Annotated in this window: 14 protein-coding genes and 2 tRNA genes; 3 read left to right on the plus strand and 13 right to left on the minus strand. The window is 47.0% G+C overall.

Annotated elements, in window-relative coordinates:
• Window positions 1–104: 104 nt before the first annotated feature.
• The 12 genes from truB to rlmE all read right to left on the minus strand — a co-directional run bounded on the left by truB (window position 105) and on the right by rlmE (window position 12233).
• Window positions 105–1049 carry a tRNA pseudouridine(55) synthase TruB gene (gene truB, locus I3X05_RS13255; protein WP_045571140.1) on the minus strand — a complete coding sequence of 315 codons (945 nt, stop codon included), beginning with the start codon at window positions 1047–1049 and terminating at the stop codon, window positions 105–107.
• Entirely contained in the window at window positions 1049–1444 is a 396-nt protein-coding gene (rbfA, locus tag I3X05_RS13260) for a 30S ribosome-binding factor RbfA (protein WP_039430381.1), read from the minus strand. Before rbfA ends, truB begins: the two co-directional genes overlap by 1 nt.
• 100 nt (window positions 1445–1544) lie before the next feature.
• Window positions 1545–4265, minus strand: a complete 2721-nt coding sequence (gene infB / locus I3X05_RS13265; protein ID WP_045571141.1) for a translation initiation factor IF-2 — start codon at window positions 4263–4265, stop codon at window positions 1545–1547.
• Between the two features lie 23 nt (window positions 4266–4288).
• Complete coding sequence (gene nusA / locus I3X05_RS13270) at window positions 4289–5776, minus strand: transcription termination factor NusA (RefSeq protein WP_045571142.1); 1488 nt, start codon at window positions 5774–5776, stop codon at window positions 4289–4291.
• A 36-nt stretch (window positions 5777–5812) separates the two neighbouring features.
• Window positions 5813–6268, minus strand: coding sequence for a ribosome maturation factor RimP (gene rimP / locus I3X05_RS13275; RefSeq protein WP_039430384.1), 456 nt, complete (start codon window positions 6266–6268; stop codon window positions 5813–5815).
• Window positions 6269–6481: 213 nt separating this feature from the next.
• Window positions 6482–6558 (minus strand) — tRNA-Met (locus I3X05_RS13280).
• A gap of 56 nt (window positions 6559–6614) precedes the next feature.
• A tRNA-Leu gene (locus I3X05_RS13285) sits at window positions 6615–6698 on the minus strand.
• Window positions 6699–6710: 12 nt separating this feature from the next.
• The gene (gene secG / locus I3X05_RS13290; RefSeq protein ID WP_045571143.1) at window positions 6711–7043 is read right to left on the minus strand and encodes a preprotein translocase subunit SecG; all 333 of its coding nucleotides are present in this window, start codon (window positions 7041–7043) and stop codon (window positions 6711–6713) included.
• Between the two features lie 248 nt (window positions 7044–7291).
• Window positions 7292–8632 carry a phosphoglucosamine mutase gene (gene glmM / locus I3X05_RS13295; protein WP_045571144.1) on the minus strand — a complete coding sequence of 447 codons (1341 nt, stop codon included), beginning with the start codon at window positions 8630–8632 and terminating at the stop codon, window positions 7292–7294.
• Window positions 8633–8659: 27 nt separating this feature from the next.
• Window positions 8660–9490 carry a dihydropteroate synthase gene (gene folP / locus I3X05_RS13300; protein WP_045571145.1) on the minus strand — a complete coding sequence of 277 codons (831 nt, stop codon included), beginning with the start codon at window positions 9488–9490 and terminating at the stop codon, window positions 8660–8662.
• Window positions 9491–9545: 55 nt separating this feature from the next.
• Window positions 9546–11504 carry an ATP-dependent zinc metalloprotease FtsH gene (gene ftsH / locus I3X05_RS13305; protein ID WP_082069714.1) on the minus strand — a complete coding sequence of 653 codons (1959 nt, stop codon included), beginning with the start codon at window positions 11502–11504 and terminating at the stop codon, window positions 9546–9548.
• A 99-nt stretch (window positions 11505–11603) separates the two neighbouring features.
• Window positions 11604–12233, minus strand: coding sequence for a 23S rRNA (uridine(2552)-2'-O)-methyltransferase RlmE (rlmE, locus tag I3X05_RS13310; RefSeq protein WP_045571147.1), 630 nt, complete (start codon window positions 12231–12233; stop codon window positions 11604–11606).
• 138 nt (window positions 12234–12371) lie between these two features.
• Between rlmE and yhbY the strand changes: the two genes are divergently transcribed.
• Window positions 12372–12668: a ribosome assembly RNA-binding protein YhbY gene (gene yhbY / locus I3X05_RS13315; RefSeq protein WP_045571148.1), complete on the plus strand. Its 297-nt coding sequence runs from the start codon at window positions 12372–12374 to the stop codon at window positions 12666–12668.
• 78 nt (window positions 12669–12746) lie between these two features.
• On the opposite strand, the gene greA is transcribed toward yhbY, so the two are convergent.
• On the minus strand, window positions 12747–13220 hold the full coding sequence (gene greA / locus I3X05_RS13320; protein WP_039430391.1) for a transcription elongation factor GreA: 474 nt from the start codon (window positions 13218–13220) through the stop codon (window positions 12747–12749).
• A gap of 557 nt (window positions 13221–13777) precedes the next feature.
• On the opposite strand from greA, the gene I3X05_RS13325 reads away from it, so the two are divergent.
• Both I3X05_RS13325 and dacB read left to right on the plus strand, forming a co-directional pair.
• Window positions 13778–14791 (plus strand): porin, encoded by a 1014-nt coding sequence (locus I3X05_RS13325; protein WP_193185777.1) that lies wholly within the window; start codon window positions 13778–13780, stop codon window positions 14789–14791.
• A 101-nt stretch (window positions 14792–14892) separates the two neighbouring features.
• A complete protein-coding gene (gene dacB / locus I3X05_RS13330; protein ID WP_045571150.1) occupies window positions 14893–16326 on the plus strand; it encodes a serine-type D-Ala-D-Ala carboxypeptidase in 1434 nt (477 codons plus the stop codon).
• Window positions 16327–16394 lie beyond the last annotated feature (68 nt).

The following is a 16394-nucleotide window of genomic DNA, read 5'->3' on the forward strand; positions in this document are numbered from 1 at the left end:
TGATTCAGCCGACACGCGAAGCGCGGATTATAGGGAATATTCACTTGCCACGCAATGAAAAAATGCTGGCACATTGACCAGCATTGTCACTGTCAGTCGTTTCATTACTCTTCGTGACGAAAGACCACTAAACGTTTGGGCGCAATCTTACCGTCGTCGTTCATTTCTCCGACACCAATAAACAGCCTTTCCTCACCCATGGTCAAACGCACCGTCCCTTCGGTTGGCGCACCAAACACTTGCACGGCTTGACCATGCTGCACCATATCCGCTAGTTCAGGGATAAGATTCACCTCCGGCAAATCTTCAACGGCGGTATCCATCGGCAGCAACAGGGGATCAAGCAGTTCGCGCGGAGCGATTTCTTCACGTTGCGCTTGCTCCAGCAATTCGTTGAGTTGCTCAAGCGTTACCATTTTCTGGTAAGGGTAGTTAGCGACCGCAGTGCGACGCAGCATCGTAACGTGTGCACCACAACCCAACATTTCACCGAGATCGTCGACAATGGTACGAATATAAGTGCCTTTCGAGCAATGCACTTCCATCTCTACTTCATCGCCAGAAAAACGGTGCAGCACGATCTCGTGTACCGTGATTTTGCGCGACTCTCGCGGAACTTCGATGCCTTTGCGTGCGTACTCATACAAGGGCTTACCTTGATACTTCAGCGCCGAAAACATCGAAGGAACTTGATCCGATTCGCCACGAAATTGCTCAATACAGGCTTCGAGCTTAGCAAGACTCACGTCAATTGGACGTGTTTCGACCACTTCACCATCGGAATCGGAGGTGTTGGTACGCTCACCAAGTTTGGCGATCACGCGATAACGCTTATCTGAATCGAGCAAAAATTGAGAGAACTTGGTTGCTTCGCCAAGACAAATCGGCAACATACCAGTTGCCAACGGATCTAATGCGCCTGTATGCCCCGCTTTTTCAGCAAAGTAGATTCGTTTGACTTTTTGCAGCGCATCGTTAGAAGAGATACCCGTGGGTTTATCCAACAAAATAACGCCATCAATCGGACGACCTTTGCGACGACGAGCCATTACTCTTCGTCCTCACGGCCAGAATCTTTCTGCTTGAGCTTGTCTTTGTTGACCACTTCTGTCACTAAGTTCGACATCCGCATACCTTCAACTAAGGTATTGTCGTAGTAGAAACGCACTTCTGGAGTCAAACGCAGGCGAATGCGCTTACCGAGCATCATTCGAATGTGTACTTCATGTTCGCGCAGCGCAGCCAAACAAGACTCTGGTGTTTGCTCGCCGATGCACAAAAAGGTAACGAACACTTTGGCGTAAGCCAGGTCACGGGAAACCTCAACATCGGAGATGGTGACCATTCCCAGACGAGAATCGCGAACTTCGCGCTGAAGGATCATCGCAAGTTCTTTTTGCAGCTGCTGGGAGACACGCTGCGTACGGCTAAATTCTTTTGACATATCTTTTCTCATATATAGAAAGAATGGGGGGATGGATAATCCAGCCCCCCATGGCGTATTCAACAACCTATCATTGCCAGGTGGCAATAACGTTAGTCAATTAATCGATGGTACGCTGAATCTCGATCGTTTCGAATACTTCGATCTGGTCGCCAACGCGAACATCGTTGTAGTTCTTAACGCCGATACCACACTCGTAGCCATTCTTAACTTCAGCAACGTCATCTTTAAAGCGACGTAGGGACTCAAGCTCACCTTCGTAAATAACCACGTTATCACGTAGTACGCGAATTGGTGCGTTACGCTTGATCAGGCCTTCTGTCACCATACAGCCAGCAATTGCGCCCAGTTTTGGTGACTTAAACACGTCACGAACTTCAGCTAGACCAATGATCTCTTGCTTGAATTCTGGAGCAAGCATACCGCTCATTGCTTGTTTCACTTCGTCAATCAGCTGATAGATGATTGAGTAGTAGCGTAGATCAACGCTTGCCGTTTCGATTGCACGACGTGCAGAGGCATCGGCACGAACGTTAAAGCCAAGAATGATTGCGTTAGACGCTTCAGCCAAGACTGCGTCAGTTTCCGTGATACCGCCAACACCAGAGCCAACGATGTTCACTTTCACTTCTTCTGTTGAAAGTTTCGTCAGTGAATCTGCGATTGCTTCAACAGAGCCTTGTACGTCTGCTTTCAGTACGATGTTCAACTCAGCCACATCACCAGCCGTCATGTTAGAGAACATATTCTCAAGTTTAGACTTCTGCTGACGAGCAAGTTTCACTTCACGGAACTTGCCTGCACGGTAGTTCGCAACTTCACGCGCTTTACGCTCATCACGAACAACAGTAGCTTCATCACCCGCGGCTGGAACACCAGAAAGACCAAGAATTTCTACAGGAATTGATGGGCCCGCTTCGTTCACTTCATTGCCGATTTCATCACGCATTGCACGCACGCGACCATATTCTTGGCCACATAGAACAATATCACCTTTGCGTAGCGTACCGGACTGCACCAGTACGGTAGCAACCGGACCGCGTCCTTTATCAAGACGAGATTCAACAACCACACCAGAAGCCATACCTTCTTTCACCGCTGTCAGCTCGAGAACTTCTGCTTGTAGAAGAATCGTTTCTAGCAACTGGTCGATGTTGGTACCTTGTTTCGCAGAGATGTGGACAAACATGTTTTCACCGCCCCACTCCTCAGGCATAACGCCGTATTGAGACAGCTCGTTCTTCACGTTGTCGGGATTCGCTTCTTCTTTATCGATCTTGTTCACGGCAACAATCAGAGGAACAGCTGCCGCTTTCGCGTGCTGAATCGCTTCCACAGTTTGTGGCATTACGCCATCATCTGCCGCAACGACAAGGACAACGATATCCGTCGCTTGAGCACCACGAGCACGCATTGCGGTAAAGGCCGCGTGTCCAGGAGTATCTAGGAAGGTGATCATGCCGTTTGGTGTTTCTACGTGGTAGGCACCAATGTGCTGCGTAATACCACCCGCTTCACCAGAAGCAACGTGTGTACGACGAATATAGTCCAGCGTTGACGTCTTACCGTGGTCAACGTGACCCATGATAGTCACAACAGGCGCACGAGGTACGGATTCGAACTTGTCGTCACGATCCAACAGAACGGCCTCTTCGAGTTCGTTCTCTTTACGCAGAACGACTTTGTGGCCCATCTCCTCAGCAACCAGTTGCGCAGTTTCTTGGTCAATCACTTGGTTGATAGTCGCCATCGCGCCCATCTTCATCATAACCTTGATGACTTCAGTCGCTTTAACCGACATCTTGTTCGCCAACTCAGAGACAATGATAGTCTCGCCGACAACTACATCGGATTTCGCCACAACTGCTGTTTTATCGAAACCATGTTGCATTGACTTCGGCTTAGACAGTTTGCCTTTACGTCCGCCTTTCCCGCCACGCTGAACGCGTGGACCACCACGCTCATCATCTTCACTTGCTTTGGTTGATGACTTGGTTTTTTTCTTCTTGCGACGAGCGGCTTCTTCTTGACGATCTGCTTCATCTTCGGCTTCACGTGCGTATTGTGAAGTCGTTACATGGTAATCTGTATCTTCCATATCACCCTTTTTCTCTTCTGCAGCAGACCAACGCTCTTTGTTCTTTTCAGCCAATTCGCGAGCTTCCTCAAGCTTGCGCTGACTTTCCTCTTCAGCCTTACGCTTAGCTTCTTCTTCCTGACGACGTTTTAGCTCTTCGGCCTCTTTTCGCGCTGCTTCTTGCTTAATTTTTTCTTCTGCATCACGTTTTGCTTTTTCTTCAGCAGCACGTTCCGCTTTCTCTTGTGCATCACGGTCAACCGATTTCTCAGCATCACGTTTTGCTTCGTCTGCGGCACGTTTTGCAGCTTCTTCTGCTTCACGTTTTGCCGCTTCTTCCGCATCACGCTTCGCTGCTTCCTCGGCTGCACGTTTTGCTGCTTCTTCAGCTTCACGTTGCGCCGCTTCTTCAGCTTCGCGTTTTGCTTCGTCTTCGATTGTACTGCGTTTTACGTAGGTACGTTTCTTGCGCACTTCAACCTGAACATTCTTACTCTTACCGCCACCAGCGCTTACACTAAGCGTGCTGCGAGTTTTACGCTGTAAAGTCAAGCGAGTCGGAGCCGTGTCACCTGACGTGTCACCGTGCTCTTTCTTCAGATGAGAGAGAAGCTTCTGCTTCTCTTCATCCGTCACATTATCTGTGCTCGCTTTTTTCATTCCAGCATCAGCAAGTTGCTCTAATAAGCGGTCAACTGGCGTACCAATTTCTTCACTCAGTGCTTTAACTGTAAGTTGTGTCATGCCGCTTTCTCCCCTTGCTGAAATTATGCTTCTTCTCCGAACCAACAGATGTTACGCGCAGCCATGATGAGTTCACCTGCTCGTGCTTCTGTTAGGCCTTCGATACCTTCTAAGTCATCAATACCCTGGTCAGCCAAATCTTCCAGTGTCGCAACACCTTTTGCTGCCAGTTTGAATGCCATTTCGCGTTCGAGCCCTTCAAGGCGAAGCAGATCTTCTGCTGGCTCTAGGCCTTCAAACGCTTCTTCCTGTGCCAATGCGATAGTGGTCAATGCATCTTTTGCACGGCTACGTAGCTCCTCAATCAGGTCTTCATCAAGGCCTTCAATATCGAGCAGCTCATTCACAGGAACGTAAGCAATCTCTTCAAGAGTAGAGAAGCCTTCTTCAACCAACAGTTGAGCGAAATCTTCTTCGACATCTAGATATTTCATGAAGTTATTAATAGACGCTTGAGACTCTTCAGCATGCTTCTTCTGCAGATCTTCAACCGTCATGACGTTCAGTTCCCAACCTGTTAGTTGAGAAGCCAAACGAACGTTTTGACCGTTACGGCCGATCGCTTGTGCTAGGTTACCCGCTTCTACTGCGATGTCCATTGAGTGTGCATCCTCATCGACGATGATAGATGCTACATCCGCTGGCGCCATCGCGTTGATCACGAATTGCGCTGGGTTATCATCCCAAAGAACGATGTCAATACGCTCACCGCAAAGTTCGCCGGAAACCGCTTGAACACGAGCACCACGCATACCAACACAAGCGCCGACAGGGTCAATACGTCTGTCGTTCGTTTTAACAGCGATCTTAGCACGAGAGCCTGGGTCACGTGCAGCGCCTTTTAGTTCAATGATCTCTTCCGCAATTTCTGGCACTTCTACACGGAATAGCTCTGCCAGCATTTCTGGCTTTGAACGTGTGATAAACAGTTGGAAGCCGCGAGCCTCTGGTGCAACCTTGTATAGTAGGCCACGAACACGGTCTCCTGGGCGGAAGTTTTCACGTGGTAGCTGATCATCACGAAGAATCACCGCTTCGGCGTTGTTACCTAAATCCAGCACAACCGTTTCACGGTTTACTTTTTTCACAACACCCGTGATCAGATCACCTTCGTTGTCGATAAACTGCTCGACGATCTGTGCACGTTCAGCTTCACGTACTTTTTGCACGATCACTTGTTTTGCGGTTTGTGTGGTGATGCGGTCAAAAGTAACTGATTCAATCTTATCTTCGATATAGTCACCGATTTCAACCGAATCATCGTCAAAGCTTGCCGCTTCAAACGAGATCTCTTTGGTTGGGTTTTCTACATTCTCTACCACTAGCCAACGGCGAAAAGTTTCGAATTCACCCGTTTTACGATCGATAGCAACACGAACATCAATTTCAATTTCGTATTTTTTCTTAGTTGATGTCGCCAGAGCAATTTCTAGCGCTTCAAAGATACGCTCACGAGGTACCGCTTTTTCGTTGGATACCGCTTCTGCTACCGCTAAAATTTCTTTACTCATTTAATTAGCCTCTAAGCTGAAAACTTTTTTAGGGAACTAAAATTTAGGGATCAGGTTAGCTTTTGAAATATTGCTCAGGGCAAATTCTTCCTGCTGTCCATCAACGATAACCATGATGGTTTCGCCATCCACACCCTGGATAACACCTTTCCATTTACGGCGGTTACTTGCAGCCATTTTCAAAACGATGCTGACCTCGTGACCAATAAAGTGCTCATAATGCGCTGGCTTAAAGAGCGGCCTGTCCAAACCTGGTGAAGAAACTTCCAAGTTGTAGGCCACAGTGATCGGATCTTCAACATCCAGCACAGCACTGACTTGACGGCTAACCTCGGCGCAATCTTCAACCGTAATTCCGTTTTCATGATCAATGTAAATACGTAATGTTGAGTGTTCACCCGCGCGGATAAACTCTAATCCAACGAGTTCATAGCCTGAAGCACCGACAGGCGCTTCAAGCATTTCAGTAAGTTGTCTCTCTAAACCAGTCATTTAAACCACTCCAGAAACAAAAAAAGGGCTCAGAGCCCAATACTAAAACCAAGCAACTATCTGATTTTCCTAAAAAAGGAAGATTCAGATAACAAAAAACCCCGATTCAGTCGGGGTTTTTTGTTGCTGGACCCTGAAATGTCAAGCGTCCGATAACGCTTAACAGTAGTGTGGTTAGCACTACGACAAACTTGTATAGCATCTCAAGGAGATTGGTTGCGGGGGCCGGATTTGAACCGACGACCTTCGGGTTATGAGCCCGACGAGCTACCAAGCTGCTCCACCCCGCGTCCGACTTGCTGTGCATTATACGCGCAACAGCAGTATTTACAAGTTTGTAAATCAATGGTGCCGAGAGAGGGACTCGAACCCTCACACCATAGGCGCTAGCACCTCATGCTAGTGTGTCTACCAATTTCACCATCTCGGCAATCAAATCTGATTAGTGAGGAATGTCGTCTGACTGAGCAGGCTTATCACTCACATTGTCCTGAACTTGTTCGATAACTTGACCCTGCGTTGGATCAACCCATTGAGACTCGACTTTGTGCGTTGACATACGGCCAAGCAACAAGCTCACAACAAAAAATACGGTTGCTAAAATAGCAGTCGTTCTGGTTAGGAAGTTTCCTGAGCCGCTTGCACCAAACACGGTGTTTGACGCACCAGCACCGAATGAAGCTCCCATGTCTGCGCCTTTACCTTGCTGAATCAACACGAGGCCAATCACACCAAGCGCTGCCAACAGGTAAATCACAAGTAGAACTGTAAACATTTTTCCACCTATGTTCCGATTTGTTGAGCCAGCGCCGTTTTTTGGCTCTAGAAACAGAGCATTAAAACAAGGCTAGCGTCCTCCTAACTGAAGGCCGAGCAATACTATCGAAAGCATGCTGTGCTGACAAGCGAAAATTAAGAAAAAATCCTCACTCAAGCATTAAGCGGTCAAAAAAGGGACAAATCGGAGGTTTTGCTACTAAAAGAGCCATCCATTGATGGCTCTGAGATAAGGTGCACCGGCCGCTAGCAGCTCGCTTTTACTGCATCGGCGATTTTAAGAGCGCTCTGAGTAACCAGTTCTGCATCTTCACCTTCCACCATCACGCGCAGCAGCGGTTCAGTTCCAGATTTACGCAACAGTACTCGGCCTTTGCTGCCAAGTACATTTTCCACTTCCGTCACCGCCTGCTTAACGGCATCGGCTTCGAGCGGATTACTGTCGCCAGAAAAACGTACGTTTTCCAGTACTTGAGGGTAAAGTGTCATCCCTTGCGACAGGTCATGCAAGGTCATTGAGCTACCGACAACTGAAGCTAACACTTGTAACGCCGCCACAATCGCATCTCCCGTGGTGACTTTATCGAGCAAAATGATATGACCTGAATTTTCTGCTCCGATTTTCCAGCCTTTTTCCAAAAGCTTTTCCATCACATAGCGGTCACCCACTGCGGCGCGAACAAAGGGAATACCTAACTGTTTAAGCCCATTTTCCATGCCAAGGTTGGTCATCAATGTCCCAACCACTCCACCTTTCAATTCGCCACGACGTAAAGCATCACGGGCAATGATGTACGCAATTTGATCGCCATCGACCTTATTGCCAAGATGATCGACCATAATAATGCGGTCACCGTCACCGTCAAACGCCAAACCTAAGTCGGCATTTTCTTCTACTACGCGCTTTTGTAATGCACGCACATCGGTTGCGCCTACTTCGTGGTTGATGTTAATGCCATTCGGTTCAACACCCATTGCTATGACGTCAGCACCCAGCTCAGAAAAGACACTAGGTGCAATGTGGTACGTGGCACCATTGGCACAATCGACCACAATTTTGAGCCCTGAAAGGTTCAATGCAGAGGGAAAAGTACCTTTACAAAACTCGATGTATCGGCCTGCGGCGTCATTTAAACGCGTCGCTTTACCGAGAGCCGCAGATTCAACACATTCGATCTCTTTGTCTAGCTCTGCTTCAATCGCCAATTCCACTTCATCGGGTAATTTGGTCCCTTCGGAAGAGAAGAACTTAATGCCATTGTCGTAGTACGGGTTATGTGATGCCGAGATCACGATCCCCGCCTCTGCTCGAAAAGTTTGCGTTAAATACGCCACCGCTGGCGTTGGCATCGGGCCAGTGAACGTGGCTTTTAAACCTGCCGCCGCTAAGCCAGCCTCAAGAGCCGACTCCAGCATATAACCAGAAATACGCGTATCTTTGCCAATAATCACTTTTTTTGTGCCCTGTTTGGCGAGGACACGACCCGCCGCCCAGCCAAGTTTTAGTACAAAGTCCGGAGTGATTGGGTACTGCCCAACTTTTCCACGCACACCATCAGTACCAAAGTAACGTCTTTTTTCTGACATAGTTTTCCCTTTATTTTTCTTCTCGGCTCAGTGGTTGCTTTCCATCATCTGGATGATTTTCATCGCTTCAACCGTCTCTTCAACGTCATGGACGCGAATAATCTGAGCCCCTTTCAAAGCAGCAATGGTGGCACATGTTACACTAGCGACCATGCAATCGGCAGGCTTTTTGTCCAACAATTTAAAGATCATCGATTTGCGCGACATCCCAGCCAGTAGTGGCAAACCAAATTGGTGGAAGGATTCGAGATGCGCGAGAAGGTGATAGTTGTGTTCGATCGTTTTCCCAAAGCCAAAGCCAGGATCCAAAATCAGCAACTCTTTTGCTATCCCCGCTTGTTCGCACACTTTAACTCTTTCCCTCAGGAACTCACCGACTTCTTGCAGCACGTCTTGATAGTTAGGACTATGTTGCATAATTCGAGGCTGACCTTGCATATGCATTAAGCAAATGGGAACTTGTGCTTTGGCGGCAATTTCCAGTGCACCTGGCTCTTGCAATGCGCGAATGTCATTAATCAGATCAGCGCCTGCCTCAATGGCTTGGCGCATCACTTCCGCTTTACTGGTATCTACTGATATCCAGACATCAGAATTTGCTCGGATCGCTTTAACCACAGGAATCACTCGAGTGAGTTCTTCTTCTAGTGACACTTCCGGCGCTCCGGGGCGAGTCGATTCACCACCAATATCAATGATGGTTGCACCCGCTTGGGTCAATTTCTCTGCTTGGCGAAGTGCAGCATCTAAGTGTGTAAATTGCCCACCATCAGAAAAAGAGTCTGGCGTGACGTTGAGAATACCCATTATTTTTGGGGTAGAAAGGTCAAGTTGTTTTTTATCAGAACGTAAAATCATAGCAATAAATACAAAAACCCCGAGTTTCCTCGGGGCTTTCCTTCATAGTTAACCGTTATTCTGCATCTTTTTTATCTGCAGCCTCAACCGTTGATTCATCAACTTGCTCAGGTTTTTCGACTTTTGCTTCCGCATTTGCTTCTGGCGCAGCTGGTTTCTCAGGCTGCGAATTTTGCACGTGATCCGCCCATCCAGCAGGATCTCGAATCACTTCTTTACGCGCCATAAGATCATCAATCTGGCCAGCATCGATCGTTTCATACTTCATCAATGCATCTTTCATTGCATGCATGATGTCCATATTATCGATCAGGATTTGTCTCGCACGCTCGTAGTTACGGTCGATCAACTTACGTACTTCATCATCGATGAGTTTTGCGGTGTCATCAGACATGTGTTTTGTCTGTGTCACGCTGCGTCCTAAGAAAACTTCACCCTCATCTTCGGCATAAAGCATCGGTCCAAGCTTTTCAGAGAAGCCCCACTGAGTGACCATTTTACGCGCTATGTCTGTGGCGCGTTCAATGTCATTAGATGCACCAGTAGACACTTTCTCTGCGCCATAAATCAGCTCTTCAGCCAAACGACCACCATACAGACTAGAGATCATCGACTCGAGGTGCTGACGAGACATACTGACACGATCCTGTTCTGGCAAGTACATAGTCACACCCAGTGCACGACCACGCGGAATGATCGAGACTTTGTAAACCGGATCATGCTCAGGCACCAAACGGCCAACAATTGCATGGCCTGCTTCGTGATAAGCAGTCGATTCTTTGGTTTCTTCCGACATCACCATAGAGCGGCGCTCTGCACCCATCATGATTTTGTCTTTTGCCAGCTCGAATTCAACCATAGAAACGTTACGTTTGTTACCTCTGGCCGCAAACAGAGCCGCTTCGTTGACCAAGTTGGCCAAATCAGCACCTGAGAAGCCAGGAGTACCACGCGCAATCAATGAAGGCTCAACATCACCCGCAAGCGGTACTTTGCGCATGTGCACTTTGAGAATTTGCTCACGGCCACGTACATCTGGCAGGCCAACTACAACCTGACGGTCGAAACGGCCAGGACGCAACAAGGCAGGATCTAGTACATCTGGACGGTTAGTCGCAGCAATGACGATGATGCCTTCGTTGCCTTCAAAGCCATCCATTTCCACCAACATTTGGTTCAACGTTTGTTCGCGTTCATCGTGACCACCACCAACACCAGCACCACGTTGGCGACCAACCGCATCGATTTCGTCAATAAAAATGATACATGGAGACGCTTTTTTCGCTTGCTCAAACATATCGCGAACACGAGAAGCACCGACACCAACAAACATCTCAACGAAATCAGAACCAGAGATAGTAAAGAACGGTACTTTCGCTTCACCAGCAATCGCTTTAGCTAACAACGTCTTACCCGTACCTGGAGGACCGACCATCAAAACGCCCGTCGGAATCTTACCACCGAGCTTCTGGAAACGGCTGGGATCGCGCAGATAATCGACAAGCTCTTTTACGTCCTCTTTGGCTTCATCACAGCCAGCCACATCTCCGAATGTCGTTTTGATTTGCTCTTCGCTCATCATGCGCGCTTTGCTCTTGCCGAATGACATGGCGCCTTTGCCGCCGCCACCTTGCATCTGACGCATGAAGAAAATCCATACGCCAATCAGAAGGATCATTGGGAACCAAGATATAAAGATGGTACCAAGTAGACTCTGCTCTTCTGGAGGCGTGCCTTGCACTTTCACATTTTGGTTAATCAGGTCATCAAGTAGCTTTTGATCGTACACAGGCATATAAGTGACGAACTTCGCACCTCCGCCTCGGCGAACAAAACTAATTTCACCATTATTAAAGGTTGCTTCCTGAATCTGGCCTTGGCCAACTTCCTGTACAAATGTGGTGTAATCAACTGCTCTGCCGTTACTTTCACCAGGGCCAAAGCTCTGAAATACCGACATTAAAACCACAGCGATAACCAGCCACAGAATTAGATTTTTTGCCATGTCACTCAAGGTGTCAGCCTCTCGATAACTAATTGTAATTAAAGGTAGGGTACTACAGTTTGTAACCTGTATCTATAGTGTTAACTTTGCCCAGCTTGAGCTAAATAGTTAACCTTTGTAACCAGTGGCTACAACAAAGACTTCGCGTGAACGCGCTCGCGATGACTCTGGTTTTCTGATTTTTACGACCTTAAACATGTCGCGAACGTTTTTAACGTATTCATCAAAGCCTTCCCCCTGGAAAACCTTGACCACAAAGCTACCATTAGGCGCCAGAACTTGTCGACACATATCTAAAGCTAATTCAACCAAGTACATAGCACGTGGCTGATCAACCGAGTTATTGCCCGCAATATTTGGTGCCATATCTGACATGACTACGTCCACCATCGAAGGTTGTATTCGCTCTAAAAGCGCTTCTAGTACAGCATCATCGCGAAAATCACCTTGTAAGAAGCTAACGCCCGCAATCGGATCCATGGGTAACAAATCACAAGCAATCACTTGCCCTTGTTCACCGAGAATCTTAGCCGCATACTGAGACCACCCACCAGGTGCAGCTCCTAGATCGACCACAGTCATACCTGGTTTCAACAACTTATCTTTCGTTTGAATCTCTTCAATTTTGAAGTAAGCACGGGAACGATAGCCTTTTTTTCTGGCCTCATTTGCATACTTATCATCAAAATGCTCTTTTAACCAACGACCAGAACTGGCCGAATGTTTCTGTTTACTCATTCTAATCTCAACGAAGCTGTTTGCAGACCTATTACTTTGATAGGCAGACTCTATCGCTCAATAAATTATAGTCTTCAGCAATAGATGGCGCTAAAATAGGTTTTTTCAACCCTTAGTTTAAATAAAAATGGCGGCGGAATGAACCTAAGCACCAAACAAAAGCAGCACCTAAAAGGCCTAGCTCACAGTTTAAAACCTGTTGTGCTCATGGGCGCAAATGGACTTACAGAAGCCGTGCTTGCCGAAATCGAAATTGCACTTAATTCTCACGAACTGATCAAAGTTAAAATTGCTTCTGAAGATCGAGAAACTAAGCTGCTGATTGTCGATGCGATTGTTCGTGAAACTGGCGCGGAGAAAGTACAAGTGATTGGTAAAACTTTGGTACTTTTCCGTCAATCGGAACAACGTAAAATTGAACTTCCACGTAAGTAATGACGATATTTACGTAGGAAACGAACAAAAGAAAGGTCGCGCAGTGCGACCTTTTTCGTCATTTTAGTTATCAAACGCTTAGATGTATTCCACGCGGTCAATTTCAAAATCTTTCGTGCCGCCAGGCGTGGTGATTGCCACTTCATCACCTTCCATTTTACCGATCAGGCCACGTGCAATTGGCGAACTGACAGAAATGCGCCCAGCCTTGATGTCAGCTTCATCTTCACCAACAATTTGATACGTTTTTTCTTCGTCGGTATCGCAATCGATCAATGTCACGGTCGAACCGAAAATAACCTTACCTGTGTTTTCCATTTTGCTCACATCAATCACCTGAGCCACGGACAATTTATACTCAATATCACGAATTTGCGCTTCGCATATCCCCTGCTCTTCACGAGCAGCATGATACTCGGCGTTCTCTTTCAGATCGCCCAACTCACGGGCTTCAGCAATGGCCTCGGAAATCTGTGGACGCAACTTGAGCAATCTTTCTAATTCTTGGCGCAGCAACTGTTCGCCGCGAGCTGTCATTGGAACTTTTTCCATTTTCTACCTCTATGCCAAAGTGTCCTTTGGACAAAAAAAATCTACCCACTCATAGGAGTAGGTAGTTACAGAACATTTATGTGTTTAGTGTAAACAAACTTTATCACCAAATCATCTTAATTTGTTCTATCGCTTTTCGCTGCCTCAAACAAACATGTATAGCCTGCGAAAATAGCCATAGCCTGCTGTAATAGACAACATTCCTAACGATTAAGTTGCAGGAAAACAACTAAAAAAAGATAAAAAAAAACTAAGCCACCCCACACACAGAAAAAACAAATAACATTTACATTCAATAAATTAAAAGCAAAAATCAAAAATCGAACAGTGTTCATTATTAGAATTTATATCATTTTACTAACCACCTCGTGAGGTTTGGCAGTACAACATGGCAGTCAAACGACGTTGTTCGCTCTTATATGCGTTACTCCTCAAACGTTTATGGGTAGCCGCAGCGAAGATTCAACCAAAACAAAGCTATCTGTTACGAGAGCGTTAAGCCTCACTCATAGCGATAATAGCGATATATGGACTGCTAAAACTAGGACTATAAAACGATGAAAAAGACATTAATTGCTCTTTCGGTATCTGCTGCTGCAGTGGCAACGGGTGTGAATGCAACTGAAATTTACAACCAAGACGGTGCTTCTCTAGATATAGGTGGTCGTGCAGAAGCGCGTCTTTCAATAAAAGATGGCAAAGCACAAGACAACTCACGTGTCCGAGTGAACCTATTGGGTAAAGCTGACATCCAAGATGGTCTGTATGGTGTGGGCTTTTTTGAGGGCGAATTTACAACGGCTGACAACGGCAGCAACAAAGAGAACAACCATCTAGATAATCGCTACACTTATGCAGGTATTGGCGGTACTTTTGGCGAGATCACTTATGGTAAAAATGATGGCGCGCTAGGCATCATCACTGACTTTACCGATATCATGTCTTACCACGGTAACTCTGCAGCACAGAAAATTGCAGCAGCTGACCGCGTAGATAATATGGTTGCCTATGCTGGTCAATTTGACGCTCTAACGGTGAAAGCGAGCTACCGCTTTGCAGATCGTGTCGAAAACAAAGACAACAACGGTACAGTTGATTACTACTCAGATAATGGTCAAGATGGCTACTCACTTTCAGCCATCTACGCTATCGGTAATACTGGCTTGGCGCTTGGTGGTGGTTACGCCGATCAAAAAGATCAAAATGAGTACATGCTAGCAGCGTCTTACACTATGGGTGATCTGTACTTCGCAGGCATTTACACCGATGGTGAGTTAGCGAAAACGGGTGGTGACTACACAGGTTACGAGCTGGCTGCTCGCTACACTATGGGTCAAACCGTCTTTACTACCACCTATAACAATGCAGAAACCAACAGCAACACTTCTGCAGATAACGTAGCACTGGATGCCACTTACTACTTCAAACCAAACTTCCGTGGTTATGTTTCTTACAACTTTAACCTGATTGATGCAGGTGATAAGTACGGTACTGTTGCTAGCACCGTTGCGACAGCAACCAAAGCACAAGCAGAAGACGAACTGGCTATTGGTCTACGTTACGACTTCTAATACGCCTTATTCGGCCTACGACTCTCGACGCCTGCTCAACTAGCAGGCGTTTTTTATCCCCGCTATACTGTTGTCACTTTGATATTCAACAGGCAATACGCATGCGCTTTTTTCTTCAATCATTGTATCTTCTCGGCTGCGGCTTTTTTGCTCATATCTCCTCGGTACAAGCGGACAATTATGCGCCTTTGGCTTACCTGCCTGAGGGTAGTCGAAGCAGCTTGTGGGTTGAGAACTTACAAAACCAAACCAGCCTGAGTAGCTTACCAAGCAATCCACAGCTTTTTCCACCGGCGAGTACCTTAAAATTAGCCACTGCACTGGCAGCCAAATTAGAGTTGGGAGACGATTTTGTTTTTACCACCCAACTGCTGCGCGATAAGCAGGATGTTATTTTACGCTTTTCTGGTGATCCCACGCTCACAACAGACCGGCTCAAAACCCTTTTTGCTGAGGCAAAAGCACAGGGGATAACGCAAATTTCGGGCGATATTTGGCTGGATAACAGTGTGTTTACGGGCTATGAACGCGCCGTGGGTTGGCCGTGGGATATTTTGGGCGTTTGCTACAGTGCGCCATCGAGTGCCATTACTCTGGATGAAAACTGTGTCCAAGCATCTATTTATACCCAAGATGATGGAAACACACGCGTTTACGTACCAGAGCACTTTCCTATCTATGTGACGACTGACGTAAAAACCGTTTCCAAAACGATCAAAGAAGCCAGCCATTGTGATTTAGAACTTTTGACCTCAAGCAACAACCAGTATCAACTCCAAGGATGTCTAGTCGAACGCGATAAGCCGTTACCTCTTAAATTTGCAGTGCAGGACTCAACACAGTACGCGACACGAATTGTTTACACCCTACTACGACAGCTCGATATCAAGTTCACTGGGCAGATTCGTATTGGTGTACCAAACTCGACCTCGGCCATCTTGATCGCGACGCATCAATCCGCTCCATTGCCGACTTTACTCGATTCAATGCTCAAGCATTCTGACAACTTGATCGCCGATAACCTGACCAAAGCGCTCGGCGCCCACTTCTATCTTCAGCCGGGAAGTTTTAACAACGGCACCGAAGCGATCAAGCAAGTCTTATTCGCCAAGGCGGGCATCGATCTCTCCAGAGCACAGCTTGCTGATGGTTCGGGATTATCACGCAATAACCGCATGAGCCCACAAGATATGATGGCGATATTAAAATATCTCTGGCAACACGATGCCCAGCTGCGAATTCTCTCCATGCTACCGAAATCCGGTGTCTCTGGGACATTAAAATACCGCCAAAGCATGCGCCAAGAACCCGTGAAAGGGCAAATTCTCGCCAAGAGTGGTTCACTGTATGGCAGCTATAACATGGCCGGGTTTGTACTAGACCAAAGCGGCCAACCGAGATCCGCTTTTGTGCAGTTTATCACTGACTACTACCCGTCAGAGGAAAGCACGCCAGTGGCGCCGATTACCCAATTTGAAAACGCCTTCTATCGTGATTTGCTGCAGTTTAGCCAAGTCACGACTCAGCGCCCCTAACGGTTAGGGTTAGGGTTAGGGTTAGGGTTAGGGTTAGGGTTAGGGTTAGGGTTAGGGTTAGGGTTAGG

It is taken from the genome of Vibrio navarrensis (assembly GCF_015767675.1).
Classification (GTDB): Bacteria; Pseudomonadota; Gammaproteobacteria; order Enterobacterales; family Vibrionaceae; genus Vibrio.